19 protein-coding genes are annotated in these 26,984 nt (G+C 34.1%); 4 read left to right on the top strand and 15 right to left on the bottom strand.

Annotated features, from left to right (window positions below; all coding sequences use genetic code 11):
- The first annotated feature begins 57 nt into the window (after positions 1-57).
- Together rocD and OYT91_RS07255 are read left to right on the top strand one after the other, a co-directional pair.
- Positions 58-1,341, top strand: a complete 1,284-nt coding sequence (rocD, locus tag OYT91_RS07260) for an ornithine--oxo-acid transaminase (RefSeq protein ID WP_281240108.1) — start codon at positions 58-60, stop codon at positions 1,339-1,341.
- Between the two features lie 73 nt (positions 1,342-1,414).
- Positions 1,415-2,377 carry an arginase gene (locus tag OYT91_RS07255; protein WP_281240107.1) on the top strand — a complete coding sequence of 321 codons (963 nt, stop codon included), beginning with the start codon at positions 1,415-1,417 and terminating at the stop codon, positions 2,375-2,377.
- 298 nt (positions 2,378-2,675) lie between these two features.
- On the opposite strand, the gene OYT91_RS07250 is transcribed toward OYT91_RS07255, so the two are convergent.
- Together OYT91_RS07250 and OYT91_RS07245 are read right to left on the bottom strand one after the other, a co-directional pair.
- Entirely contained in the window at positions 2,676-4,037 is a 1,362-nt protein-coding gene (locus tag OYT91_RS07250; RefSeq protein WP_269222396.1) for a RagB/SusD family nutrient uptake outer membrane protein, read from the bottom strand.
- A gap of 10 nt (positions 4,038-4,047) precedes the next feature.
- Positions 4,048-7,047, bottom strand: a complete 3,000-nt coding sequence (locus OYT91_RS07245; RefSeq protein ID WP_281240106.1) for a SusC/RagA family TonB-linked outer membrane protein — start codon at positions 7,045-7,047, stop codon at positions 4,048-4,050.
- Positions 7,048-7,522: 475 nt separating this feature from the next.
- On the opposite strand from OYT91_RS07245, the gene cobA reads away from it, so the two are divergent.
- Both cobA and OYT91_RS07235 read left to right on the top strand, forming a co-directional pair.
- A complete protein-coding gene (gene cobA, locus OYT91_RS07240) occupies positions 7,523-8,365 on the top strand; it encodes a uroporphyrinogen-III C-methyltransferase (RefSeq protein WP_281240105.1) in 843 nt (280 codons plus the stop codon).
- Between the two features lie 129 nt (positions 8,366-8,494).
- On the top strand, positions 8,495-9,805 hold the full coding sequence (locus OYT91_RS07235; protein WP_281240104.1) for a M28 family metallopeptidase: 1,311 nt from the start codon (positions 8,495-8,497) through the stop codon (positions 9,803-9,805).
- A 99-nt stretch (positions 9,806-9,904) separates the two neighbouring features.
- Here OYT91_RS07235 and OYT91_RS07230 read toward each other — a convergent pair whose 3' ends face one another.
- From OYT91_RS07230 to nirD, 13 genes are all read right to left on the bottom strand, one after another.
- Positions 9,905-10,405 carry a cupin domain-containing protein gene (locus OYT91_RS07230; protein WP_281240103.1) on the bottom strand — a complete coding sequence of 167 codons (501 nt, stop codon included), beginning with the start codon at positions 10,403-10,405 and terminating at the stop codon, positions 9,905-9,907.
- 76 nt (positions 10,406-10,481) lie between these two features.
- Positions 10,482-11,318 (bottom strand): helix-turn-helix domain-containing protein, encoded by an 837-nt coding sequence (locus OYT91_RS07225; protein ID WP_281240102.1) that lies wholly within the window; start codon positions 11,316-11,318, stop codon positions 10,482-10,484.
- Positions 11,319-11,839: 521 nt separating this feature from the next.
- Positions 11,840-12,139: a type II toxin-antitoxin system RelE/ParE family toxin gene (locus OYT91_RS07220; protein WP_281240101.1), complete on the bottom strand. Its 300-nt coding sequence runs from the start codon at positions 12,137-12,139 to the stop codon at positions 11,840-11,842.
- The gene (locus OYT91_RS07215; RefSeq protein WP_269222403.1) at positions 12,139-12,384 is read right to left on the bottom strand and encodes a type II toxin-antitoxin system ParD family antitoxin; all 246 of its coding nucleotides are present in this window, start codon (positions 12,382-12,384) and stop codon (positions 12,139-12,141) included. The genes OYT91_RS07220 and OYT91_RS07215 overlap by 1 nt, the downstream gene beginning before the upstream one ends.
- A 221-nt stretch (positions 12,385-12,605) precedes the next feature.
- Complete coding sequence (locus tag OYT91_RS07210; protein WP_281240100.1) at positions 12,606-13,466, bottom strand: hypothetical protein; 861 nt, start codon at positions 13,464-13,466, stop codon at positions 12,606-12,608.
- Between the two features lie 675 nt (positions 13,467-14,141).
- Positions 14,142-15,569, bottom strand: a complete 1,428-nt coding sequence (locus OYT91_RS07205; protein ID WP_281240099.1) for a rubredoxin — start codon at positions 15,567-15,569, stop codon at positions 14,142-14,144.
- A gap of 259 nt (positions 15,570-15,828) precedes the next feature.
- Positions 15,829-19,344: a nitrate reductase gene (locus OYT91_RS07200; RefSeq protein ID WP_281240098.1), complete on the bottom strand. Its 3,516-nt coding sequence runs from the start codon at positions 19,342-19,344 to the stop codon at positions 15,829-15,831.
- Positions 19,345-19,776: 432 nt separating this feature from the next.
- On the bottom strand, positions 19,777-21,255 hold the full coding sequence (locus OYT91_RS07195) for an MFS transporter (RefSeq protein ID WP_281240097.1): 1,479 nt from the start codon (positions 21,253-21,255) through the stop codon (positions 19,777-19,779).
- Positions 21,256-21,643: 388 nt separating this feature from the next.
- Entirely contained in the window at positions 21,644-22,057 is a 414-nt protein-coding gene (locus OYT91_RS07190; protein ID WP_281240096.1) for a c-type cytochrome, read from the bottom strand.
- A gap of 480 nt (positions 22,058-22,537) precedes the next feature.
- Positions 22,538-23,197 carry a response regulator transcription factor gene (locus tag OYT91_RS07185; protein ID WP_281240095.1) on the bottom strand — a complete coding sequence of 220 codons (660 nt, stop codon included), beginning with the start codon at positions 23,195-23,197 and terminating at the stop codon, positions 22,538-22,540.
- A gap of 343 nt (positions 23,198-23,540) precedes the next feature.
- On the bottom strand, positions 23,541-25,292 hold the full coding sequence (locus OYT91_RS07180) for a sensor histidine kinase (protein WP_281240094.1): 1,752 nt from the start codon (positions 25,290-25,292) through the stop codon (positions 23,541-23,543).
- 406 nt (positions 25,293-25,698) lie between these two features.
- Positions 25,699-26,286, bottom strand: a complete 588-nt coding sequence (locus OYT91_RS07175) for a DUF4202 domain-containing protein (RefSeq protein ID WP_281240093.1) — start codon at positions 26,284-26,286, stop codon at positions 25,699-25,701.
- 31 nt (positions 26,287-26,317) lie between these two features.
- Positions 26,318-26,695, bottom strand: coding sequence for a nitrite reductase small subunit NirD (gene nirD / locus OYT91_RS07170; protein WP_281240092.1), 378 nt, complete (start codon positions 26,693-26,695; stop codon positions 26,318-26,320).
- Between the last annotated feature and the right edge of the window lie 289 nt (positions 26,696-26,984).

The following is a 26,984-nucleotide window of genomic DNA, read 5'->3' as shown; positions in this document are numbered from 1 at the left end:
GGTAAATAAAAAATATTTGTTACTTTTGTGTAAAGTTTTTTAATAAATTATTGAATCATGATACATACAGCGCAAGAACTTTCTTCAAAATCGGAAGTTTTAATTGAAAAAGAGAATAAATATGGGGCTCATAATTACCATCCTCTACCAGTTGTTTTAGAAAAAGGAGAAGGTGTTTTTGTATGGGATGTAGATGGAAAAAAATATTATGATTTCTTATCAGCTTATTCGGCTGTAAATCAAGGACATTGCCATCCAAAAATTGTTGGTGCAATGATAAAACAAGCGCAAACATTAACCTTAACATCGCGTGCTTTTCATAATGATCAATTGGGTGTTTATGAGGAGTATATGTCAAACTATTTTGGTTTTGATAAAATATTACCAATGAATACTGGTGCTGAGGCAGTAGAAACCGCTTTGAAATTATGTAGAAAATGGGCGTATGAAGTAAAAGGAATTGCCGAAAATCAAGCGCAAATTATAGTTTGTGAAAATAATTTTCACGGTCGTACTACTACTATTATATCTTTTTCTAATGATGAAGGAGCTCGTAAAAGTTTTGGTCCTTTTACCGAAGGTTTTATAAAAATACCATACGACGATACTGAAGCATTAGAAAATGTATTAAAATCGTCAAAGAATATTGCAGGATTTTTGGTGGAGCCAATTCAAGGCGAAGCGGGCGTTTATGTACCTACTGAAGGTTATTTGGCCAAAGCCAAAGCGCTTTGTGAAGCTAACAATGTTTTGTTTATTGCAGATGAGGTTCAAACTGGAATTGCTCGTACAGGTAGACTATTGGCAACTTGTGGTAATTGTTCTTGTGAAAAAGGATGCGAAAATAGACCTGAAGTAAAACCAGATATTTTGATTTTGGGTAAAGCAATTTCTGGTGGTGTTTATCCAGTTTCGGCAGTATTGGCCAATAATGAAATCATGAATGTCATTAAACCAGGACAGCACGGTTCTACTTTTGGAGGAAATCCTGTGGCTGCCGCTGTTGCTATTGCAGCTCTTGAAGTGGTTCGCGAAGAGAATTTATCTGAAAATGCAGAAAGATTAGGTATTATTTTAAGAAAAGGATTGAATGAAATTGCAGAAAGAAATCCATTAATCGAATTGGTTCGTGGAAAAGGATTATTGAATGCTATTGTGATCAATTGTGGAGAAGATTCAGATTTGGCTTGGGATATATGTCTTCGTTTTAGAGATTATGGATTATTGGCAAAACCAACTCATGGTAACAAAATTCGTTTTGCACCACCATTAGTAATTACAGAAACTCAAATTCAAGAGTGTTTGGCTATTATCGAAAGAGCTTTAAATGATTTTAAATAAGATTCTGAGATTCTAAGATTCTGAGATTCTAAGTTTGTAAAGTCTAATGCTCTAATAGTCAAAAATAGTATCCATGCAAAAAGCTATTAAAATAATAAAAAACAGATCCGATATCGGAGCTGGAACCAGAGGCTCGGATTTAGGGATTGATGCCATTGAAATAGCAGCGATTAATAAAAATAGTGAATATTTTAATGAATATGAATTTGAAGATGTTAAAACGCATAACGAATCCATATATGACAAATACCGTAGTTCTGTAGCCAAAAGAATTGAACATGTTGTAGAACAATGTACACGTGTGAGTAATTCGGTCAAAAAAAACTTGAATACTAATTATTTTCCAATAGTTCTGTCAGGAGATCATTCTTCGGCTTTAGGAACTATAAGCGGAGTAAAAGCAGCTTATCCAAATCAAACTGTTGGTGTAATATGGATAGATGCCCATGCCGATTTGCATTCGCCTTATACAACGCCATCAGGTAATATTCACGGTATGCCATTGGCGGCAGCGCTTGCAGATGATAATTTGGATTGTCAAGTAAATGCTGTTGCTGTAGACACTCAGGAACATTGGAACGAAATGAAGAATATTGGTATTGAAGGCGCTAAAGTTTTGCCTGAAAACTTGATTTATTTTGGTGTTCGCGATACAGAAGAAGCAGAAGACAGACAGATTGAAAGATTGAAAATCCGTAATTACAAAGTAGATGAAATTCGTTTTAGAGGTTTAGAGATTTGTGTAGATGAAGCCTTGGCAAAATTATCACATTGTGATGTTTTGTATGTTTCTTTTGATGTCGATTCTATGGATTGTGATTTAATTTCATTTGGAACAGGAACTCCCGTTTCTCGAGGGTTTGATCAATATGAGATTATTGAAATCATTAATCAAATTATTCGATCCAAAAAAGTGGTTTGTTTTGAAGTGGTTGAAGTAAATCCACTTTTGGATACCAAAGGGAATAAAATGGCAGAAACCGCATTTCAGGTTTTAGAAGCCATAACGGTAAATTTAGTTTTGCCTATTGAGTAATAAGTTAGTTTGGTTATACATATTTTGAATTTGGTTAAAAGCCTGAAAACATATTTTTGTTTTTAGGCTTTTTTTGTTTTAACTATAGTTTTGAAATATGTACATCGGGTTTTATATTATTTATGATTAATAAATCCAATTATAAATGATTTTAAATTTATATAAGGACTAATGAATAGATGCTTTAAAAGCTCATGTAGATCTTTAAACACTTTATTGGTGGTCATTTGTACTTGAGTAATAAAAAAAAAACCATCCGATGAGGCGGATGGTTTAGTTTAATCAAGAATAAAAGTTATTAATATCCAGGATTTTGAGTTATTAATTTATTAGTATTGGTTTCATACAGTGGAATAGGGAAAACCAATAGATCAGAATCCCAAGGTAAAGAAGCTGAAATAGATCCTTTTGTTCTTTTGATGTCATGTATTCTAAACCCTTCCATTCCTAATTCAAGTTCGCGTTCTCTTAAAATATCAGTTAGAGTTGGATTTGCAAATGGAGTTGCTTTGGCTCTGTTTCTTAACAAATTGATGTCATTTGTGTAGGTATCACCAACAGCAGTTCCTTCTCTGAAATTAGATTCTGCACGAATTAAATACATTTCAGCTAAACGAACTAAAGGAACGTCTCCAAATTCACTTGTGTATTTAGAACTAAGTCTTCGATTATTAACTGGATTTATATATACAAAACTACCTCTTTCGTCGTTTGTCTCAAATTTATTGATGTATGCTGAATTGATTACAATATCACCCCCGCGACCTCCGTTTACTTCAGAAGCATAAGAATTAACTAATTGATTTGAACCAGATTGTTTAGTCATTTGGATAGCAAATACATCTTCTAATTGATCAGTGTCATGATTAAAAGCTTGAGAATATTTTTTCATTAATTCATTTCCACTATTTAAAATCACATCATTTGCAGCATCTCTTGCTTCGGCATAGTTTCCTTGTTGCAAATAAACTCTAGCTAAAATTGCTTGAGCAGCATATTTGTCAGCATAATAACTATTTGTATCAGGTAGATTTGCATATGCATCTTTCAAATCAGAAATGATTAATGCATAAACTTCTTCTACAGTACTTCTTTCTTTAGATAAATCTGCTTTATAATCATATATCGCTTTTGATCTAATAACAACCCCCAATTGATTGTTTATAGATCCTGCAATATAGGGTTTGGCAAACAATCGTACTAAGTCGAAATAAACTAATGAACGAAGGAATTTTGCTTCTGCAATCATTCTAGTTTGCAAATTTGTATCGGTTACTTTATCTATATTCTCAATTACCGTGTTAGTGCTGTTAATGATAGCATAACTATTAGTATAGATGTCTTCTACAGCAGTATTGTCTACCAATATAGATTTTGTGAATATATTTCTTAAGCTTCCAGTTGTACCTCTAAATCTCCATTCAGAAGATGATTTTCCTGTTTGAGCTAATAAATCAGAAACAATTGATATTCTTCCGCCGTAGCCACTACCTGCAGCTGCTTGAGCATATGTTCCGTTTAAAATATTAATTATACCTGCTTCGGTTTTTAATATCTCTACTGCGTCTTTTGAATTTTTAGGTTCAATTTCTAATTCATTTTCACAACTTACAAAAAATGAAGCTAGAATTATAAATAGGATTAATTTATTTGTTTTCATTTTTTTAAATTTAAAAATTAATATTTACACCTAATGCCATTGTTTTAGCAGGCGGTGCAGAGTAGAATTCTTCACCAACTCCTTGATCGTCTCTTCTTGCTTCAGGGTCGTATCCTTTGTAATCAGTAAAAGTTAATAAGTTAACCCCTGTGAAGTATAATCTTACAGAACTTAAGCCTGTTTCTTTAAGTGCTTGAGTTGGTAAAGTATATCCTAATGTAAGATTTCTTAATCGAATGAAATCAGCACTATCTAGAAAACGTGTTGATTCTCCTGCTCCATTCCCCCCACCAAATCTAGCTTGAGGTACATTTGTGATATCTCCTGGTTTTTGCCAACGGTCCAATTGATCTAAGGTTTGATTGTCAAAATAATCTGCATTTACCGATTGATATTTTCCTGCAGAATTGTAGATACTTGCGCCCCATTCTCCTTGAAAAGTGAAAGAAAGATCGAAGTTTTTGTAATTAAGAACATTGGTTAGACCAGCCATTAATTCTGGAAATGGGTTTCCAGTTACTACTCTTTGTGCTTCAGAATAATCATTTGTTGTACTTCTGTCAATAGTTCCATCTGAATTAACAGTGTTTTTGATGTATAATGCATCTCCATTTGCAGGGTCTACACCTGCGTATTCCTTTAAATAGAATGCAGATACATTTTCGCCAACTCTATTTATGGTATAAGCCCCAACAACATCTTTGTTATTAGCTAATGCTATAACTTCCGTTTTGTTTGTTGTTATATTGAAACTTGTATTCCATTTGAAATTATCGTTGTCAATATTTTTAGAATTTAAAGTAAACTCAAATCCTGAACTTTGTATATCTCCGATATTTTCATTAACTGTTGATGTACCTGAACTGATTGGAATAGGTAATTGAAAAAGTAAATCATTTGTTTTTTTGTTATAATAATCAGCGTCTATATTAAATCGATTTAAAAAACCAATTTCAACTCCTAAATCAACTTGGCTTGATTTCTCCCATGTAAGGTCATCATTTCCTGCCTGAGTAAAAGAAAGTCCGGTTTTAAGATTGTATGAATTTTGTGCGTATAATTGACGAGATGCAAAATTTCCAATTTCAGCATTTCCTAATTGTCCCCAGCTACCTTTTAGTTTTAAAAAGGATACAATTTCATTGTCTTTTAGGAAATTTTCTTGTGACATAATCCATCCAGCAGAAAAAGCTGGAAATATTCCATATCTTTCATTTTTTCCAAAACGAGAAGATCCATCTCTACGAATACTTGCTTTAAACAAATATTTATTGTCAAATGAATAGTTGAATCTTCCAAAAAGGGATACAAAAGTATAGTCTGTTTCACTTCCTGCACCATTTAATATTTCTGCAGCACCATCAACTGTCTGAAAGGAATCATTTGGAAAACCTATTCCTGTTACATCTTGGTATCTACGATTGTATTTGTTAAACTCAGTACCTGCAACTATATTAATAGTGTGTTTTTCAGAAAAAGTCTTGTCAAATGTCAAATAATTACTAAAAATATAAGATTCATTATTTACTGATGAAGCGAATACTTCTCCATCTGTTGATTGAAAAGGTGCTTTACTTCCTGTCCAACTATCTTCTGTTTGGGACATTAAATCGTATGCAAAATCTGAGTTAAATTTTAACGACGGTACAATTTTTAACTCTCCAAATACTTTTCCTGTTACTCTTCTAACTAATGTTTTCCAATAAGAGTTGTCTATTGCTAACAAAAAGTTTGCATATTCTGTATTTGGATTCGCTGTTCCATCAGCTAATCGTGCAGGAGATAAAGGAGATTGAGCAACAGCTTGTAATGGAGTTACAAATGCATTGTCATCTTGGACTCGATCAATTTGAGCTCTTGAAAAGCTTAAATTCATACCTGCAGTAAAATTATTAGAGACTTGATGTGAGATATTGGTTCTTGCAGTAATTCTTTCTAATGCATTGGTTACAATAATTCCTTTGGTATTGTTGTAGGCTGCCGAAAAGAAATATTTTGTTTTTGCATCACCACCAGAAACTGAAAAATCGGCATCTGTAGTTGTTCCATTTTGAAAAGCAAGATCTTGCCAATTAGTATCAACTTCACCATTTTTCCAATCTGTTCCTTGGGCTAAATAATCAAATTCATCTGTTACATCTGTAATGTCACCAGTTCCATCTCCATCTGCACCGTTTATAGCAGCTTCACTAAATAATTCAATATATTGTGCTGCATTTAGCCATTTTCTTTTGTGTGTTGCTTGGCTTACACCTTGTGATAGATTGACAGAAAAAGTGCCTTTTCCTGTTTTTCCTTTTTTAGTGGTAATAATTACAACACCGTTTGCTCCACGTGCTCCGTAAATTGCTGCCGATGATGCATCTTTTAATACATCTATGGATTCGATTTCACTCGGGCTCAAAGTTAATAAAGGATTTGTTGGTGCTCCATTGCTGGATTCGTCTGAAGTAATCAAAGGCATACCATCCAAAACATATAACGGTTCTGATCCAGCACTTATACTAGCAGCGCCTCTAACTCTTATACTTACACCGCCCTCTACTTTACCGTTGGTTTGAGTAATTTGTACCCCAGCTAATTTACCAACCAATGCGTTTTGAACATTCGCTACAGGGACTTGTTGAATGTCTTTGGCTGTAACTCTAACAATTGCATCAGTTGATTTCTTTTTTGTAGAAGTACCATATCCTACTACAAGAACAGATTCTAATTCATTTGTAGCATTTGCCAATTTTACAGTTATTGTAGAAGCAGCAGCTACTTCAACAGTTTTCATACCAATGAAAGTTACAATAAGTTTGTCTCCTTTTTTGGCGTCTAAAGTAAATTCTCCATCAAATCCAGTTTCAACACTTGATTTGGTTCCTTTTATTAAAACGTTTGCTCCAGGAATTGGAATTCCAGCTTGGTCCGTAACCTTTCCGGTCACTTTAATTTCTTGAGCACTTGCTATTTGTACAAAAAGCACAAATAAAAGGCCGAAAAAATACTTAAAATTAATTTTCATGTTTAGATTTTTTATGATTAGTTGGGTCAAATATCACAATATTTTGTTAAATAAAAAATATTATTTTATAAAAAATCTTTTTATTGCTTAATAATTGCGAATAATTTATTTTAAACACGGTGTAAATGTGTTATATTTGATAAATATGCTTAAAAAATAATAAATTAATACAAATTTAGTATTAAAATATTTGACAGAAAAGTAATATATGACTAAAATAAGCTATAATTTAGTTTAATTTAACTGTAAAAAAAGGAAAATAAAGTTAATTTTCACATTCATTACTATCTTTGGTCTGTGGTTTTTAAGATTTTTGAATTATTTAACATTATTTTTAAATTTAATTTTTTAAAACTTTAATAAATATTTCATTCAATAGTATGTCTTTAAATTTTGACTTAAAATAATATTTTAAATAAAAATAATACTTATATTTGTCGTAAGTAAAAATACTTAAGTAACTTTTATTGCTAATATGAAACAAGTAAATAAGCCAAAATTAACAATAGTAGGAGCGGGTCCTGGAGATTCAGAATTAATTACTTTGAAAGCTATAAAAGCACTTGAAAATGCAAATGTTGTATTGTACGATGCTTTAGTCAATGAAGAATTCCTAAAATATGCCAATCAGGCTGAAATTGTCTTTGTAGGGAAACGTTTTGGCTGTCATGCCTATTCTCAAGACCAAATTAATGACTTAATTGTATCGATGGCTCAAAAGTATGGACATGTAGTTCGCTTAAAAGGGGGAGACCCTTTTGTTTTTGGAAGAGGTAGTGAAGAAATTGATTTTGCACAACGATTTGGGATAGAAACGGCCATTGTTCCTGGAATATCCTCTGCTTTGGGAGTGCCAGCATCTAATGGGATAAGTTTAACCCAACGTAAAATTGCCGAAAGTTTCTGGGTAATCACCGGAACAACTTCGGATCATAAATTGTCCAAGGATGTTGCTTTGGCTTCTAAATCTTCAGCCACTGTTGTGATTTTGATGGGAATGAACAAACTGGACGAAATTGTTTCTCTGTATCAAAGTAATCGAACCGATGATTTGCCTATTGCTATTATTCAAAATGGAACAAAAAATACGGAGAAAAAAGTAATTGGAACTATTAGTACAATTTCACAATTGGTAAAAGACAATGAATTGGCTTCTCCAGCAATTATCATCATTGGTGAAGTGGTTCATTCTATTTCAAAACTAACTTCATATTTAAAAAATGAATTGTCTAAGGAATCTTTTTTAGAAGATGAATTTATATTGCAAAATCTGGATAGTTTTGATTTTGCGGTTGTAAAAAGAAAAGATGAACTTTAGAAATTCACACTCTGCCAATTTGTTTCATTATATTGATTACCATTTCTTAAATTAATGCTATATTTAAGGTGTAACAAAATGATTGAAATTTTGTCTTACTCAATATATAGTTTTTAATATAACGAAAATATGAAAAAAAAAGCATTAGGTTTTCTTGTTCTTAGTTTGTCGATTCAGTTTACTGTTGTAGGTCAAAGCATAGATAAATTAATTACTCCAAAAGAAGCAACGCGAATAGAAACGGTACTGTCTGCAGATGATATGCAAGGCAGAAGAACCTTTACTCCTGGGATTGACAAAGCTTCAGCCTTTATAGAATCCGAATTTAAAGGAATTGGATTGCAACCTTTTAATGGAGCAACCAATTTTAGACAAGAGTTTTCAATGACGGTTTCCAAAGCAGTTTCATCAAAAATTACAATTAATGGTGAGGAAATATTTAATAATCAGGTTGTAACTTTCTCTTATCAGCCCGAAGTTTCGTTGACCGAAAAGAGCGATATTACTGTTGTTAGTATCAATAAAGGCGATAACATTGGTAAAAAATTCAATGAATATTACAACAGCACCAAAAGTCTATTGATCTTAGTTGATGAATCTTTTAAAAATGTTTTACCTAATATTCAACAGATTGATAGAATTACTGCAAATCCTGGTGAAAATACGATTCTGTTTGTATTTGGAGTTTCGGATGCTACTACATTTACAATTGATCTTAAAAATACCATCACAAAAAAACCGTTGAATAATGTAGTTGGAGTTTTGCCTGGTAAAAGTAAGCCGAATGAATATGTAATTTTCTCTGGGCATTATGACCATTTGGGAATAGGTTCTCCACAAGAAGGGGTGCCACATGATGCAACCGATTCTATTTATAATGGTGCCAATGATGATGCAGCAGGAAGTACAGCTGTAATTATGTTGGCCAAGTATTTTAAAAAGAAGAATAATAATGAGCGAACTATCATTTTCACAACATTCGTAGCCGAAGAATTAGGAGGTTATGGTGCTAAATATTTTTCTAAACAATTAGCTCCTGAGCAAGTTATCGCCATGTTTAATCTAGAAATGATTGGAACAGAATCCAAATGGGGAAAGAATTCAGCATACATTACTGGTTTTGAAAAAACAAATATGGGTGCCATTTTGCAGAAAAATTTAGAAGGCTCTGCTTTTAAATTTTATCCTGATCCTTATCCAGAACAAGAATTATTTTACAGATCGGATAATGCTACGCTTGCAAAATTGGGTGTTCCTGCTCACACTATTTCTACTTCAAAAATGGATAATGAAGCCAATTACCACAAAGCCAGTGACGAAATTGGCACTCTCGATATAAACAATATGACAGAAATTATTAAAGCAATTGCCATAAGTTCTTCTAGTATTATAAGCGGAAAAGATACTCCTTCAAGAGTTGATACTGCTCAATTGAGGTAAATTTAAATTGTTGTTTTAAAAAGCTACTAAACCCTTTCAAATGATTTTTTCTATTCATTTGTAAAGGGTTTTAAGTTTTAGTCTACGTTTTGTTACTTTTCAATACTCTAATGGTGGTCCTACAACAATCATTTCATGTGATTCAAATATTTGGGCACCTTCTTCAGGAGTTGGAGGGCCAGGAAGATTTCCAAGAGTTCTAAAAAAGTCTTCCATTTTTCCAGCGGGATTAAAAAAGAATACCATTTTACCTTTTTCGCTAAGTTGAGCGAATGTATGTGGAATTTGCCGTGGCAAAAAAATGGTGTCACCTTGCTTTAAACTGAATTTTTCGGTCCCAATTTGAAAAAGATAGTCTCCTTCTAGAATATAAAACACTTCGTCTTGATAGGGATGTACGTGCAATGGTGGGCCTCCTTTTTCATTGCCTTGGTATTCAAACATGCTGAGATTTCCACTAGTGTCTTTTGATGAAATTTTAATATCATTTGGATTTACACCTCCAATTTTGGTAGTTTCAGAAAATCGACTTTCATTTGTTTTTACTACAAAACCTTTTTTTAGGTCAATGTTCGCTGGGTTATTAATTACATTTTGCATCTTAAAAGTTGTTTAAGTTATTGATATACAAAATTGTAATAATTATAAAAATTGGTATTGGTAAAAAAACGACATTTTAATAGGTGTCCGCTTCACCAAATTTTCGCTCTGGTGAATTTAGATCCAATAAGTGAAATTCAATGGGGGTTTGTTGGGTAAATGATTTGTAATCTTTGACCAAATGCTGGTAATCATAATAACCACATTGAATGGCAATACTCAGCCAATCCAAATTGGGGTTTGCATTTTTCATCCGAAAGGCATTTTCAAAACGCACTACTTTGTTGTAATATTTTGGAGAGACTCCCATTCGTTCTTGGAATTTACGTTCCAATTGTCGCATGCTCAAACAGGATTCTTTAGCAAACCAGTCTAAGGAAATGTTTTCTTTATTTGACAACAAAATATCGCAAATAGAATCGATCTTATGTTTCTCTATTTTGATTTTCGAAAATTGACCTTTTAAAAAATCTTCGACTATAGCAATCATTTTTGGAAAGTCTTCAGTATAAAAAAGTTTCTCGTTGACCTCTTGAATCAAATTTTTCGAAAAAATCATTTCGGCATCAAGGAAACTATTGGTCAATTCAAAGGATGGAATTCCTGTCAAACGATACAATGCTCCAGGTCGAAAAACGATCTGAAAAACCAAAAAGTCTTTGCCAATAAATCGATGGGTTACTTCACTTTGTTGGCCAAAAATAACTGCTGAAAGATTGGATATTTTGTTGGTACTTTGAGTATAATCAACCGTTTCGGTGTCTCTGGGGTAAAAGCTAAGGCAATGTTCAGGTTTTGGTGCATACGGTTTGAATGGCAAAGATGAATTAGAATCAAAGACACAACGAATCACTCTGTAAACCCGTACATATTCTTTTAAATGGGGACTGGGCTGAAATTCATTTAATACCATATTTTAGAAACTTAAAACTATCTAATAAATTGATAATCAAATATAAAATTACGGTATTTTGTTGATTTGCAGCGAAATGCTATTTTTAATTTGAAATAATTAACATTTTCCCCGGAAGCACCGAATATGTTTTTCCTTCTTTTTTGAAATATATGGTCAACGAGCTGGTATTGAAAACCTTATTTTTATCGACCGAAAATTTTAAATTATTAAAGGCACTGATGTAATCCACGATGTCTATTTGTTTGGCGTAATATATGTTAGGATTGTTGTTTTCATGTTTTGTATTTAAAAAAAGTAAACTTGGTATCGGTTTTTTATTGAAAAGGGGTTATTTGTAATTGTTTTAAGTTTTGGGAATATTGGGCTTTAGACTAAAGTAAGCCTTGTTTTTTTCTGGCCACCCGAGGGCTAGCCAACAAGCGAAGCTAATCATTAAAAATACAAAACTAACTTTCCATTAAGCCAATTGCCCAAATCCGTTGTAGTAGCTGTGCTAGCTGTTAGTAGTTGATTTTTATTTATTCCGCTAATCGGTTTTCAATATCCATTCTTTCGTGCAAAACTCTAACGACTTCAATTTCATTTGTTTTTTCTTTTTTAAAGAAAATTAAATGTGATTTTACTTTTGAATATCTATATGATTTTCGAATTTTCTCCAAGTCATGAGCCATGTCTAAATTATCGATGATATATTCAATTTCGTCAATGATTAAGTTATAATATCGATCAGCTTGTTCAACAGACCAATTTTCCGCAGTATAAATCCAAATGGTATTAATATCTTCTAATGCCTTTTCACTAATTATATACTCTGGCATTATTTTTGAAAATTAGCTTTTAGCATTTCAAGATTTTTATTGCGGTCAAAATTGCTGATTTTACTACTCTTTTCGCCAATTTTTAGTTCATTGATTAGAGATTTTGTTTTGTTTTCTTCTTGCTCAAAAACTCTTAAAGCAGTTCTAACAACTTCACTTACTGAACTATATTTTCCTGTAGAAATTTGTTCATTAATAAAGTTTTCAAAATAGTCTCCTAATAAGATTGATGTATTTCGTGCCATAATTTTTATTTTTACCAAATATACCAATAATTGGTATTGAAATCAATTTTTTTTTGTGTAAAAGTTACTCTTGACTTCCCAGTACAAGATTGGGTTTGAGATTAATTTAAGCTCTATTCTGGGGTTTGCCATGCGAACGATAGCGAACAGGCGAAACAAATTATCTTAAATACAAAACCATTTTCAAATTAAGGCAATTGACTAGATCACTAGTACAACTATTAGGAATAGTCTTTTTCTATTTTTTCAATATTTAATCCTTTTGATTGTTTTATCCAACTAGAAATCATGTGAAAAAGAAAATATGCTACTATCAATTGGAATATTCTTATTATTTGCGAAACTTTTGATAAAGGTTTTATAAAAGCAAATATGAAACCTGTAACTGAATCTAACCAAATATCAGAAAAAGTAACAAATTGTTTTGGTTTTTTTATTTTATTTTCTAATTGTTTTTTTTGACTAAGAAAATAAATTACTTCACTTTTCAGGTCGTCATTTATTATTTCAAAGTTGAATTTTTTATTTCCCTTATAAATTTCAAATTTATTTGTTGTGCCTTCTGGATAATTTGGAGGTCTTGGTAAACCTGAGATTTGATACCATTTTTTATTAAATTTATTTAAAATGAATGTATATTCTCCAATAGTTTGTTTTTTACCAATAAATGAATAATCCAATTTTAGATTTATTTCAGTTTTATTAACTTTATTAAACAATTCTTTTATTTCCGTTGAATCTTTATAGTATTTAAGTTCTTGTTTGTAAACAAGAACTCTTTGATTTAAATAATCAGTATTAAAACTATAATTATTTCTGTTAGATGAATAGCATAAATAATGGAGAAAGGGAAATAAACCAATTAGTAGAAAAGAGAGAGTAAAGAAAAAACACATTCCACTGTACTTTTTTTTAAATAAGTTATAAAGAAATAACATCGATAAGCCTACAATAATTAAAAAAATCAATTCTCCATATTCTAGAGAAAACCTATTTGATAATAGAAATCTTGTGGCAAAAATTAAAATTAAAAGTACTACTATTGTTAAACGTAGAACTTGGTTGTGATTTTTCTGTTTCATAGTTGTAAGATGTCACTTATATTAGTTAAATTTAAGATTCAAACTAGCGCTTTTATTATTTTTTGAAAATTAAATTTTTATAATATATTGTTTTTCCTGTATATATTAATTACACTTTAACTTTCTGCTGTTTGCTTTGGAGGATTAGGCACGAGAACTAATAGGGCATTATCACTAAACAGCAAATAAATCTAATATATTTCAAAATTTTATAATCGCTAATTTACTCAATACTACTTGTTAATTTAGTTTAAAAGATTATTATTTTTAGCTAGTTTATTTGTGTTTTGAGGAGTAATTTTTTTAAACTTTTGTTTTAATAAATTTGAAATTACTAATGAAATATGTTCTTATGTATCGTGAAGCCCGCGAGAGGGCAATGTCATTAAGTTAAGCTTTGTTTTTTCTCGCCAAGACGCCAAGACGCAAAGTTAAGAGCTGATTTATTGGCGTCTTCGCGTCTTTGCGAGAGTTATATTTTGAAAAAGCGTAGTGAGAAACTCTTAACTTAATGACATTGCGCGAGAGGGGTAGGAGTAAGCTACCGAAGTAGCACGGATGACCCGACAGCATAAAGGAAATGGGCCGACTCACCACAACGATAAGGAGGCCCATTTTCTTTATGGTGGCTCGCCCAAAAGATCTTTGGTGAACTGATGATGCAAAAGGAATTGGTTAAACGGTAGCTTCTGTTAGTGGTGTGAAACTGCTTTTGGGCGCTTCGCATAACGAACAACAGTAATCGGCTGGAAGGTTTTTGAAAAGCGTTCCTTTTTCGATGCCTTGAATGACGTCTCCGTAATCTGAATTGTAAATCGTCAAGCATTCTGGGCATTGGTGAATGTCTTGTGCTTTGGTTTCTTTTTTGGTAGCGGTATTTTCAAATTCGAGTACGCTGTTACCGAGTTCTTCGAAATACTTTTTACTCAATTCGATCAGGATATTGGGCAATTCGAGTTTGTCGACATCTTGGGTGTGTACGATGTATTCCTTGGTGTTGGGGTCGAAATTTTTGGCGTACAAAACGTTGAAGGTGTCTCGGATTTTGATGGATTCGAGGTCTTTTGGCGATTCGTTTTTTTCGACAATAACCGAGGTGAAATAATGCCCATCTCGATTATAGTCGGATAAACCAAAAGTAAGTCCATACGTGCTGATGTCGAATTGGTCGAGGGTGCGCACGAGGAAGGTTTTCAGATTCAAAGCCCACTCCATCGCTACGGGCAAGTGCCAGTTGAGTTCCAATAGAGAATGACGTACGTTGATTCCTTTTTTGCCCAAGAATTTTTCCCAATCGAGTTTGCGTTCTTTGGGGATTCCTTTTATGATGAAGGATTTCCAAGGGGTGATGCAAATTTTTCCGATTTTGCAATCAAAACACAAATCGCACATTTCTTTTAGGAATTCGAGGTCGTACATGTTGTTGCGCCAGTAAAGCCCAAGCCAGTATTGGTCGATTCCGAGTCGGTTCATACCTTCGTAATACGGAAATGGGTAGAAAGGAATATTGAGGGGTTGGTCGATTGTCCTGTTGTTGGTGTCCAAATCGCTGATGAGTTGGAAAATCATTTCGGTAGAATCGGGCTCTTCTTGAAGGATTTTTTCGATTTCGTAATACACTTTTCCAATGTCCCAGCTATAGATTAAAACGGGGTAAAGTTCCATTTTGTCCCACTTTGGCAAGCGCACATACAGGAACCAATAATCCTCATGGTGAGAAGCGATAAAGTTAATGTGCCCCGTGAATAGGGGAACGAGTTGCTGTTTGGGGTCGGTGATGTTGACCTTTAATTGGGGCTGCTCCTTGAATTGTTCTAAGATATACAGAAATTTATTTCCGGTAAGCCAAGGGGTATTTCTGAAAATATCGGTCGAAACATAGGAGGAAACGATGTTGTTACCGCTTTTTTCGTTGGGCAAAACAAAATGATGTTTTCCGATTTTCTCGGGTGTGTTGTTTTTAAATCCTTTTGGGAATATAATGTCTTGTCTGGAACCAAAAGAGATGGCGTCAAGACCTTGCTCGAGTCCCATATTTACAATTTCTCGTAATTCTCCCGGAGACAGTACTCCACCTTTTACTATGAGTCTTGTTAATTCCATTTTTTTTGAGTTGTTAATAGTGAATAGTTAGAAGTGAATAGTTAGAAGTGAATAGTTAGTGGTGAATAGTTAGTGGTGAATAGTTAGAAGTGAGTAGTTAGAAGTGAATAGTTAGTGGTGAGTTGTTAGTGGTGAATTGTTAGAAGTGAATAGTTAGTGGTGAATAGTTAGTGGTGAATAGTTAGTGGTGAATAGTTAGTGGTGAATTATGAATTTCCGTTTTTCTATTTTCTAAAATCTGCCTTCTGCCTTCTGCAACCTACTTCACCTTCGCCAATAGCTCCTTCACTTCGGTTTTGCAGCTGCCACAGCCGAGTCCCGCTCCGGTGGTTTTGCACAATTCGGTAAAATTGGTAACGCCACTTTTGATGCAATTTTCGATGTTGCCGCTTCCGACTTGGCTGCAGGAGCAAACGAGTTTTCCTAGTACTGGTTTGGCTTCGGCGCTGCTTCCTCTTAATAAAGTATTTCGTTTGTCAGCCAATTCGATTTTACTTTCGATCATTGTTTTGAATTCGGCAAACTCATTTTTATCTCCCATTAGGATAGCGCCTATGAGTAAATCGTTCTTGACAATACATTTTTTGTAATAGCGTTTTCCTAAGTCGGCAAAAACAATTTCTTCGTAGGTATCATCATTTTCCGGCACTTCTATTTGACCAATAGAACAGAGATTGATGTCTTCTAGTTTTAAAATATTCATCAAAACCGATCCTTTGTAAAAACTACTGATGTCACCGGCAATAAAATTAGCCAAAACATCGGCTTGTTCTTCGGCTGCAGAGGTGATTCCGAATAACATATTGTTGAACTCGGCTATTTCACCTATGGCAAATATATCGGGGTCGGAGGTTTGTAAATACTGATTGACTTTTACGCCACGTCCGCAAGCGAGTCCCGTTTCCTTTGCCAATTCGATGTTTGGGATGGTTCCAATGGTGTACACAATGGCATTGGCGGAAATGATTCGACCACTTTTTAGGGCGATTTCCAATTCGTTGGAGTTGTCTGTTTCGAATACGGTGCTAACTTCGTTATCAAAATAGATTTGAATGTCTCGCAGTTGCACTTCTTCGGCCAATAATTTACTTGAGATTCGGTCCAGCTGACGTTCCATCAATCGTGACGCTCGTTGTATAATCGTTATTTTGACTTTTTTATGTTTCAGTGCTGCAGCCAGTTCCAGTCCCAATAATCCACCACCGACAATCACTACGTGTTGTTCTTCAGGCGGTAAATTGGTTCCGTCTAAATAGTCTTTTAATCGATCAGCATCATTTTTCTTTCTAATGGTAAATCGTCCTGGAAGATGCAATTGGGCATTTTCGGGTATAAAGGGACGACTTCCGGTTGCCATTATTAAGGTATCAAATAGATGAATATTTCCTTGACTGTCGGTTATTACTTTGTCGGTTGCATTTACATTTTCAATGGCAACGCCCGATTTCATGGTGATATTTAATTGGCCTAGCGCTTCGTCTTTTATTTTCAAAAGGCTTTCCCACGACAATTCGGCTGTAACATATTCGGGCAATAAAACGCGATTGTAAAATGGATTTTCCTCGTTGGAAAACACTATAATTTCATCGGTAGTATTGATTTCTCTATAATTTTGAATAAAACGGAAAGCAGCAGCACCAGCGCCTACAACGGCGATTTTCTGGAACGGTTTTACGTATTTGGCAACCGCTACCGTGGTGTATTTAAAATCGGGTTCTTTGGATATTGGATCGACAATGGTATTGGTCAGATTGTTGGTTCTGTTCAAATCGTTATCCAATTGTTTTCCCCAGTGCATGGGTAAAAATAAAACGCCTTCTTTGATCGTTTCAGTTACTTTGGCTTTGACACGAACTTCGCCGTTTTTGCTGCTTACCACAACAATATCACCATTTTTTATTTCGGCTTTGTAAGCATCAATAGGATTGATTTCCAGAACTGGGCTAGGAGTGTGCGTCATCAATCGAGACACTTTACCCGTTTTGGTCATCGTATGCCATTGATCGCGAATACGTCCTGTGGTCAATATAAAAGGATATTTTTCGGAAGGTAGTGCCGAAGTATTTTCGATACTCGTTGGGATATTGAAAATTGCTTTTTGCGAATGCGTAAAGAATTTTTTATCAGCAAATAATCGAGGAGTTCCGGGGTGCCCATAATCGGGAACGGGCCATTGAAAAGTCCCTTCGTTTTTCAGTCGGGAATAATTTAAATACGAAATATCAATATTGGTGCCTTTGGTCATCAGGCAGTATTCTTTGTAAACCGCTTCGGTGTTATTGAAATTGAAACCGGAAAACTTCATTTTTTTGGCAAAATGCAACAAGATTTCAACATCCGATAAAGCTTCACCGGGAGCGTTAATTCCTTTTGGTAAATACGAAATACGACGTTCCGAGTTGGTCATCGTTCCCTCTTTTTCCAACCAACCAGCTGCGGGTAATAGTAAATCGGCAAACTTAGCGGTATCGGCATTGTGAGAGATGTCCTGAACGACTACGAATTTGGCATTCGCCAGTGCTTTTTCTACTCTTCGGGCATCAGGTAAACTCACTATCGGATTGGTGCAAATGATCCAAATGGCCTTCATTTTGCCCGATTCTAAAGCATCAAACATTTCGGTTGCCGTCAATCCCGGTTTTTCAGAAATGGATTCCACTCCCCAAAAATCAGCCACTTCTTTGCGGTGTTCGGGATTGTTTAATTCTTTGTGAACCGCCAGTAAATTGGCCATTCCGCCCACTTCGCGACCGCCCATGGCATTGGGTTGTCCAGTTAAAGAGAAAGGGCCTGAACCCGGTTTTCCGATTTGTCCAGTCACCAATGAAAGGTTCAGTAAAGCAGTATTTTTGTCAACCCCAATAGCGCTTTGGTTTAATCCCATAGCCCACATGGATATAAATCCTTTGGCTTTACCTATAATTTCGGCCGCCAAATGGATATCAGGTACCGAAACGCCACATAATTTGGACGCTTTTTCGAACGAACTGTTGCAGACCATCTCTTTGTACAGTTGGTAGTTTTCGGTGTATTTTTTTACAAAATCCGAGTCCATATAGCCTTTTTCGATCAAGCGTTTCCCGATGGCGTGGTACAAAACAATGTCCGTTCCGGGTAGTATTTGCAAATGTAAATCGGCAGCCATAGCCGAGTCGGTGCGTCTCGGGTCGATAACAATGATTTTAGTTTTTGGGTTTTTCTCTTTGTGTTGTTCAATTCGTCTAAAAAGAATCGGGTGACAAAAAGCAGGATTTGCTCCTGTTATCAAGAAGGTGTCGGCAAGTTCGATATCGGCATAAGCAACAGGAACCGAGTCTTCGCCAAAGGTCTTTTTGTACCCCGCCACCGCCGAACTCATGCAAAGTCTGGAATTGGTATCTATATTGTTGGTTTTCAGGAAACCTTTTACGAGTTTGTTAACCAAATAATATTCTTCGGTTAAACATTGTCCTGAGATGTAAAACCCAACGCTGTCTGGCCCGTGTTTTTTTATAATGGAAGAAAAAACAGCGGCTGCACGATCCAAAGCAGTATCCCAACTCACTCTTTCTTTTGGGTGAGACTTGCTCCATCGCATCTCCGGATACAGAATTCTATCCGAAGTATCATTAACCACATAATGCAGGTTCATCCCTTTAGAACAAAGCATTCCTTTGTTTACGGGATGGTCTTTGTCACCTGTAACCGTCACTCCATTTTTAGAATCATTTTTCACAATAATTCCGCATCCTACTCCACAATAGGAACACGTAGTTTTGATTTCTGTATTTTGCATTAGGTATATCTTTATTGGTAAAGTAGTCTTGAAAGCATGAAATAAATATTGTATGAAAACAAAAATAAGTAATAATTAAGTATAAATACGTATAAAACTAATTTAATTTTGATGTTTTGAGGACAAAAACTAGAATGCTAAAAAACAGTTCTTTTTTTTGAATTATTACAAGTATTGGGTGCAATTGTGGATTAATAATTGTGTTTTTGCAAGTTTGGGCGTGTCCCTGCGGGTCGTGCTGTACGTTCCCGCTTTTTTTGATAGGCTAGAAAAAAGCCTCTCAAAAAAGAGCTCCACTGCCATCACTCACGCAAAACCGTAATCATTCAACTTATTCGTTTTAAAAGAAATTTTGGATTCTATAAAAAAAACTGCTCCCCAAATGGCAATTTGAAGAGCAGTAATACACAAGTAATTAAATTGAGGAGATTTTTATTTTCTATCCATTTCTTTTGATAAGATAGATTGTTTTTCGTTCATGATTTTGGTAACGGTCATGTGCATCCATATCAAGCATGCAGCAGATAAAAGAAGTATAAAAATCCAAGAACTAGACCAAACTCCAGTACAGGTTAATAAATAACCAAAGATGATTGGTCCAAAGAAACCGCCTAGACCGCCAATCATTCCTACCATTCCGCCTACAACACCTACTTCGGTTGGGAAATATTCTGGAATGTGTTTGTAAACCGCTGCTTTACCAATTCCCCAAGAAATTCCAATAAGGATCACCAAAACTAAATACACCCACATATTGGCGCTAAAATGAATTGCGGTAACTCCTTTGGCAATCAATTCTTTTTTCTTTACTTCTTGATTTTGGCTTACTACAACTTGTTGCCAAGAATTATGTGTTGGGAAAATGGTGTTTTCAATCGGTTTGTTTGTTTTCAAATGGATTGGAAATTCTTTTTCTCCCACTTTCACCAATGTGCTTGTTACTGCAGTGATGATTCCTTTTTTGGTAGCCATAACTCCAGGACCTGAGGTTGTAATGTCCATTTTTGGCACCATTAATAAAGCACTTAGGATTACAGAAGAACTCAGTACCCAATACATCACTTTTCGAGCCCCAAATTTATCCGATAAGTAACCGCCAAAAGCACGAATCACTCCTGATGGCAAACTGAACATAGTGGCAAACATTCCGCCCATGACCAAACTAGTTTGATATACATTCATAAAGTTGGGCAATAACCATTGCGAATAAGCTACAAAACAACCAAAGACTAAGAAATAGTAGGCGCCAAATCTCCAAACTCTGGCATTTTTTAAGGATTGCAGCATTTGAGGAACACTCTTGGTTTGGTTTTCTTGTTTCTTGTTTTTGGTGAAAATTAAAAAGATAACACCAATTACGACTAATGCAGCTCCATAAATTACAGGTAGTAATTTCCAACCATTTTGAGGATCTGAAATAGAGAATTCATTTAATAAAGATGGTGCCAAAAACGTGGTGATAGCAGCACCAGCATTACCCATTCCAAATATTCCCAAAGCTCTTCCTTGCCATTCTTTTGGATACCAAATAGAGGTAAAACCTATTCCAACAGCAAAACTGGTTCCAACCATACCAAACAGAAAACTAAGAAGTGCAAACATGAAAAAGCTATCTGCAAAGGGTAACAAGAACAATGGAATAGAGCAGAGTAGAAGTAACAATGAGAATACGTATTTACCTCCATATTTATCGGTTAGGATTCCAATTGGCAAGCGCATAATGGATCCTGTTAATATTGGAATTCCTAATAGCCATCCTACTTGGACAACGTCCCATTTAAAAATTCCATTATCTACCAAGAAAGTGACCAAAACGCCATTGAGCGTCCAACAGGCAAAGCATACCGTAAATGCTAATGTATTTAAAAATAAAATACGGTGGGATTGTGAAAGGGAGTTTGTTATTGACATAAATCTTATTTTTTTTTACAAAATTAAGTAGTATATCGTATTTAAAACCTGCGAAAACGCAGTTTTTAGAAATAAATTAAGTATAAATACGTATTTAATTATTTTAGCTAAGTATTTTTGGTAGTCAAATTTCTATTTACAATTATAAAAGTGGAATTTAATTGTGTTTCAAAATGTTGATTTAAGTTTTGAAAAAGGCATAAAACTAATTCTTTTCCATAGCTCTAAAAAGTCTTGGGATAATGACATAGGTTTTATATGCAAGCTAATTATCAAAAAAAAACCTCGCTATTTAGCAAGGTTTTTGAATAGTTTACTTGTTGTATAAATTTAGAGGCATTTGCTAGTAGGTTAAAATGCCTGCTTTTGGTTTATTTGTCGGATACTATTACTTTTTCTTAAAAGTACGAATATAGTTGACAATGTCCCATCTCTGATCATCTGTAATGTCTTTTAATGGCATAGGTCGTCTAGCTTCAGATATTTTCCAAAACAATTCACCATCTGTTTGTTTCTGAATTGCTTCAGAACCCAGATCGGTCACTTTTTTTTGAATTTTTTCAGCTTTTAATCCATCTCCATTACCATCTTTTCCATGGCATCGTACACAATCTATCTGATAGGAATGTTTTCCTCTTTCAAGCGAATGGATATCTGCTGGAAATGGGTTTTTCATATTAATTGCCGATTTGGGAGCATTCCAAGGTGCCTTATGTTGTGCTGAAGCAAAAGAGGCAAACAGGAATGCAATTGCAATGAAAGCTAATTTTGTAACGATTTGTTTTTGAACCTTGTTTTTCATAAAAATATATATTTAAGAATAATTAAATTGAAAAATAATGTAAAAAATGCTTTATAATATTACCTTCGAATTTACGTAATTTATTGGAAACTAGTATTATAAATACAGAGAAATTCTTTCAAAAAGTTTAGTAATAGATTTGTATTTTTTTGAACAAACAAATAGTATGTATAATGTAATAAAAGATAAAAAAAATAGTAAAATGAGATAGGAATATCGGTTTGCAAATGAGTTGTTTTTCAGTACGAACAGCCTGTATTTGCTAAGGTTTTCAGAATCAGCATTTGACAAACTGAAAAAGATAAAAAGGTGGGATATTAGACTAGATTTGATAGTTGGTTTGGTGGTAAAGCACTATCCTATTTAAGAGAATTTTTTAATGTAGGTGATTTTATTTTAAAAGTAATGAAATTGAAGTAAAAGTATGGTCGCCACCTTCCTTTATTGGAGCAACTAATTGTTTTTTTTAGATAGAAAGCATTACAAAAGCGAGTACTCTGTAGCTTTGTTTGAAAGTTCCATTAGGTTTTTTACTTTTAATTTTTTCATCAAATTGAATCGATGTACTTCGGCAGTTCTTTTGCTAATGTCTAATGCTTCTGCAATTTCCTTGTTTCCTTTTCCGGTTAGCAAAAGTTTTAGAATTTCTTTTTCTCTTTTGGTAATTAATTGTTCTTCGCCCAATGAGTGTTTCGGTTCTGCAGTAAATGTTGGATTAGTTAGTTGTCCAATTAATATAGATGAAATGTCTCCGCTAAAATATTTTCCTCCATTGGCAACCGTATGAAGTGCTTTTAGAAATTCTTCTTTGCTGGATCCTTTAAGTAAGTATCCGTCAGCTCCAGCTTGAATCGATTTTAATACGTATTCCTCAGATTCGTGCATCGAAAGCATAACAATTTTTACCAAATTATTTTTGCTGCGAAGTTGTTCAACCACTTCAATTCCCGTTAAATTTGGCATTCTGATATCGAGAATTAATAAATCGGGTTGGAGACTGTCTATTAAAGTTAAGGCCTCAAGACCGTCTGTAGCTTCGCCTACAACAGTAATGTTGGCTTCATTCTCTAATAATGATTTTATACCATCTCTCACAAATACATGATCATCTGCAAGAACTACTCGAATTGTATTATTCATAATATACGTATTGTTCAATTCTACTTTTTACGTAGATTCATCTAATTTAGGATGCTAAGATACGTAATTTTCAATTTCAATGCCAGTTTCAATTGTAAAAATCAAATTCAATGGCAATTTCAAAGTTAAAATTCAAAATTCCAGAACTTATTAATATCATTATCGAGGTATATAGATTGTGATAGAATTGTAGAAACACTGCGTGAAATATTTTCACCAATATCCTTCTTTTTTCAGGTTGAGAATATTACGGTAATACTTTTGTAGAATTGTATTTTAAATAGCAGTACTCAAATTCCTTTTTATTATTTTTTTATTGCCTTTGCCATTGCCATTGCTTTTTTTAAATAGGCACGTTAAAGGTGATCCTCGTTCCTTCGTTTGGAATAGAATTAAAGAATACACGACCGTTTATGTACTGGATTCTTTCTTTCATAAAGAGCAGTCCCATTCCAGATTCGCTGTTGCGCTTTTTCTCCACGGCATTGATGTCAAATCCTTTTCCGTTATCGTCAACTGTGATGCTCAAGAGTGTGGCGCTATGTGAAAGTTGCACTATGATATGAGTCGAATCGGCGTATTTGATGGCGTTGTTTATGGCTTCTTGTGTCAGACGATAAATGTTGATTTCGATTAACGAATCCAATCGGTTGTTGAAATCGGTTTTGTTGTAAAAAAGAATGTTCTTTCCGGTGAGTTTAGAAAGTTCTGAAGTTAATTTGGCAAGAGCCGAATTGATTCCGTGATCGCTTAATTCTGGAGGCATTAAGTTGAAAGTTGCGGTGCGAACTCCCTTGATAATGTCGAGGGATAATTGTTTTAAATAATCAATTTTTATAGCAGATTTTTCTTTGTCATCCAGATTGATACTTTCGAGACTGAATTTTAATCCAGTCAACATTTGTCCTATTCCGTCGTGAATTTCTCGGGCAATTCGGTTTTGTTCGTTTTCTTGGTTTTCGACAATTTTACTCGATATTACTTTTTGTTGGTTCAGTTTGTTGGCGATGTTGGCGGCATTCAAACGCTCCACTTCTTGTACTGCTTTTTTACGTTCGGTGATGTCAAAACAGATAATCAAAAGTTCCGATTCGTCTTTTTTAATTGTAACGGGGACCATTGACAAATCCAACCAAAGCGACTGTTCGTTTCGGGTGGTAATATTTAGTTCCCCCTGCCAGCCTCTACCGTGGTTTTCGAGAACGATTCTGTCGATTATGAGTTGTTCTTTTTCGATAGGAGTTAGTACTTGTCCAAATTTTTTATCGGAAAGAAACGGGTTATATTGCAGTAGTTTAGCAAATTTTTCACCAATGTGAATGATGGTTCCATCAGTCGCAATTCGGCAATAGAGTAGAGTATTCTCCATTGCATAATTGAGGGATTTCAATTCTTTAACCGAATTTTCTTTTGCTTCGCTAATAATTTCAGTGTCTTGCGCCAATTTCAAAGCTTTTCTTTCGGAAGACAATAGGTTGTGAATGAGTATTTCAATCCGTTTATTGGTGGGTTTGAAAATGAATAAAAATTCCAACAGTAATACCAATAATGTAAAAGCTAGAATGACATATTCTGTTTTGCGTTGTAGGGTTACTTTTTCTAGTGCTTCGGTGTCATATTCGCTAACAATTTGATTCATTTTCGAAAGAAAAATAGTTTCATTTTCGAGTATAGTTTGAACTAGTTTTTGATTTTCCTGCTCGTTTTGATTTTTACTTTTGTTCTCCAAAAAAGAATTGGTAGCCTTAATTATCGTATCGAAATTGGGTTTTATATTTTCGAAATGCTTTGTTAGGATCGGATTTTTTTCTTTTGGGAAACCCAAACTGTCATTTCCGTTTACTAGAGAATAATGATTGAATTTCCATAGTGAAATGGTTTTGGATATAACATTTATTTGGTTCTTTTTTTGCAAAGAATCAGTAATGAAATTCAGAATTAAAACTTCCTTGGTTAATTTTTGACTGAGCATTCTTTGTTTTCCAGAAGTGTTTATAATTCTCGAGTCGCTCAGTTGACTGTAGAGGTTGTATTGAATTAAGAGCTGACTCAAAAGCACTGTCACTGCAATAGTAATTAAGGCGAATATATACATCCGCCTTAATTTTATAAATGAAATTTTATCAAAAGATACTTTGGATTTTTTTTTCAAAACTAATTTTTTTTACTGCAAAGGCGAAAGGGCGCAAATTTTTTTAACTTGAATTCTTGTCTTAGTTTTTTTGCTTTATTTTATAAAAAACTGCATTAAATTTTAACCATATAAGAAATATAAGATCATTTAAGTGTATGATGTTATTATAGATGGTTCTACATTCAATCGTTTGGGTCTTAAAAATTAAAAATTTAATTTTTCTTTGCACCATTAGGTCGTTAAGGTTCATTAAGTCCTAGAAAACTTAATTTTTCTTAATCTCTTGATGGTAAAAATTTTTCTTTATTTTTTTCTTACCCATACAATTCATGGTGGAACCTTATAGATTAAGCGTTTTTTTTTTACACTAAAGCCCCAATGCGTCTTTTATCAACTGAAGGTTTTCTGGTGAGAAGTCTATTTTTAATGCTTCCTGTTGCCCTTTGTCTGACATTTTATTCCAAGTTTTTTGAATGATATTTTTCATTTTCTCGGTATCATGTTTGGAGGCAAAAGCATCAAAATAAAACTCTAAAAATACCAAACAAATAACATCTTCTAGAAGTTGCGTTTCTTCGTCTTTTTTGAGTAATTTTTTTTCAATCAAGAAGGAAACGCGGTCTATAAAGGTTTGCTCATAACCTGCTTTTGTTAGGATTTCGGCTGTGGTTTTGGCGTGGAATTTTTTTAAATCTTCTCTCCATTTTAAATAACCCACACGATCCATTGGATAGGATTCCCTTGGCATTTTCCAACGGCAAATGTGTTGCGCTTTGGTTGCAATTTGAACTGCTTCTGAAGCAGAAGGCTGAAAGGTCATTAGCCTTTCGTACATTCTATCCGAATATAATAATTCCTTTGGATAGGTTACATCTTGGTATATTTCGTTGTTTGGATCGGCTTCATTTTCGGCATCAATCCACGCGCTGGCGTTTAAAAATGGTATAGTTTTCATTTGGAATAGTATATATTCAAATATACGTAGATTATTCTAAAAAGCCAACGAATACTTCATCTCCTTCAATTTTTACGGGATAAGTTGCAATTTTATAATCCTCCCCATTTAGATTGGATCCATCAACCAAAGAAAATGTTTTTTTATGCATCGGACAAGCGATTTTTGGAACGCCATCTGCAGAACCCGTCATTCCTCTTGATAAAACCATTTCCATTTTGTGCGGACAGGCATTTTGACAAGCATACCATTCGTTTCTTCTTTCGAAGTTAAAAACTGCAATTTGCTTGTTTTTGTATTTGATGCAACCGCCTCTATTACTTGGGAAATCTTTTATGGTTCCGGCTTTGAACCAAATTTTTACTGCGGTTGCATTTACGGTTTCGTATTGATTTAATAGTTCTTCCATGGGATTTAGTTTTGTTTTCTGGACCCAGTCCCACCATAAGGAGTAGCGAAGCCAAGTTTAGAAATATTATTTAATTTTTTTTCTTTTTTAGATAATGACTGATAAGACAGAATGCTAGCTCTTAGCCCCGATAAAAGTGGAAATCCTTTTTATTTTTCCTTTAAAAATAAAAAGATTGCAACGAATAGCGGGACGATATTTTCAAAAAAGCCAAATCTTTCTGCTCCAAACTTATAAATGAAATCAGGTTTTTAATTCTTGCTAATTTATTTCGACCATTCGCTTCGCT

It is taken from the genome of Flavobacterium praedii (assembly GCF_026810365.1).
Classification (GTDB): Bacteria; Bacteroidota; Bacteroidia; order Flavobacteriales; family Flavobacteriaceae; genus Flavobacterium; species Flavobacterium praedii.
This window is presented reverse-complemented; position numbering and strand designations above follow the sequence as displayed.

Coding starts and splice junctions, on each gene's coding strand:
- OYT91_RS07195 (WP_281240097.1), bottom strand. CDS start 21,255: ATGTCAATAACAAACTCCCTTTCACAATCCCACCGTATTTTATTTTTA.
- OYT91_RS07180 (WP_281240094.1), bottom strand. CDS start 25,292: ATGTATATATTCGCCTTAATTACTATTGCAGTGACAGTGCTTTTGAGT.
- OYT91_RS07215 (WP_269222403.1), bottom strand. CDS start 12,384: ATGGCACGAAATACATCAATCTTATTAGGAGACTATTTTGAAAACTTT.
- rocD (WP_281240108.1), top strand. CDS start 58: ATGATACATACAGCGCAAGAACTTTCTTCAAAATCGGAAGTTTTAATT.
- OYT91_RS07200 (WP_281240098.1), bottom strand. CDS start 19,344: ATGCAAAATACAGAAATCAAAACTACGTGTTCCTATTGTGGAGTAGGA.
- OYT91_RS07235 (WP_281240104.1), top strand. CDS start 8,495: ATGAAAAAAAAAGCATTAGGTTTTCTTGTTCTTAGTTTGTCGATTCAG.
- cobA (WP_281240105.1), top strand. CDS start 7,523: ATGAAACAAGTAAATAAGCCAAAATTAACAATAGTAGGAGCGGGTCCT.
- nirD (WP_281240092.1), bottom strand. CDS start 26,695: ATGGAAGAACTATTAAATCAATACGAAACCGTAAATGCAACCGCAGTA.
- OYT91_RS07210 (WP_281240100.1), bottom strand. CDS start 13,466: ATGAAACAGAAAAATCACAACCAAGTTCTACGTTTAACAATAGTAGTA.
- OYT91_RS07255 (WP_281240107.1), top strand. CDS start 1,415: ATGCAAAAAGCTATTAAAATAATAAAAAACAGATCCGATATCGGAGCT.
- OYT91_RS07225 (WP_281240102.1), bottom strand. CDS start 11,318: ATGGTATTAAATGAATTTCAGCCCAGTCCCCATTTAAAAGAATATGTA.
- OYT91_RS07245 (WP_281240106.1), bottom strand. CDS start 7,047: ATGAAAATTAATTTTAAGTATTTTTTCGGCCTTTTATTTGTGCTTTTT.
- OYT91_RS07250 (WP_269222396.1), bottom strand. CDS start 4,037: ATGAAAACAAATAAATTAATCCTATTTATAATTCTAGCTTCATTTTTT.
- OYT91_RS07185 (WP_281240095.1), bottom strand. CDS start 23,197: ATGAATAATACAATTCGAGTAGTTCTTGCAGATGATCATGTATTTGTG.
- OYT91_RS07230 (WP_281240103.1), bottom strand. CDS start 10,405: ATGCAAAATGTAATTAATAACCCAGCGAACATTGACCTAAAAAAAGGT.
- OYT91_RS07190 (WP_281240096.1), bottom strand. CDS start 22,057: ATGAAAAACAAGGTTCAAAAACAAATCGTTACAAAATTAGCTTTCATT.
- OYT91_RS07175 (WP_281240093.1), bottom strand. CDS start 26,286: ATGAAAACTATACCATTTTTAAACGCCAGCGCGTGGATTGATGCCGAA.
- OYT91_RS07220 (WP_281240101.1), bottom strand. CDS start 12,139: ATGCCAGAGTATATAATTAGTGAAAAGGCATTAGAAGATATTAATACC.
- OYT91_RS07205 (WP_281240099.1), bottom strand. CDS start 15,569: ATGGAATTAACAAGACTCATAGTAAAAGGTGGAGTACTGTCTCCGGGA.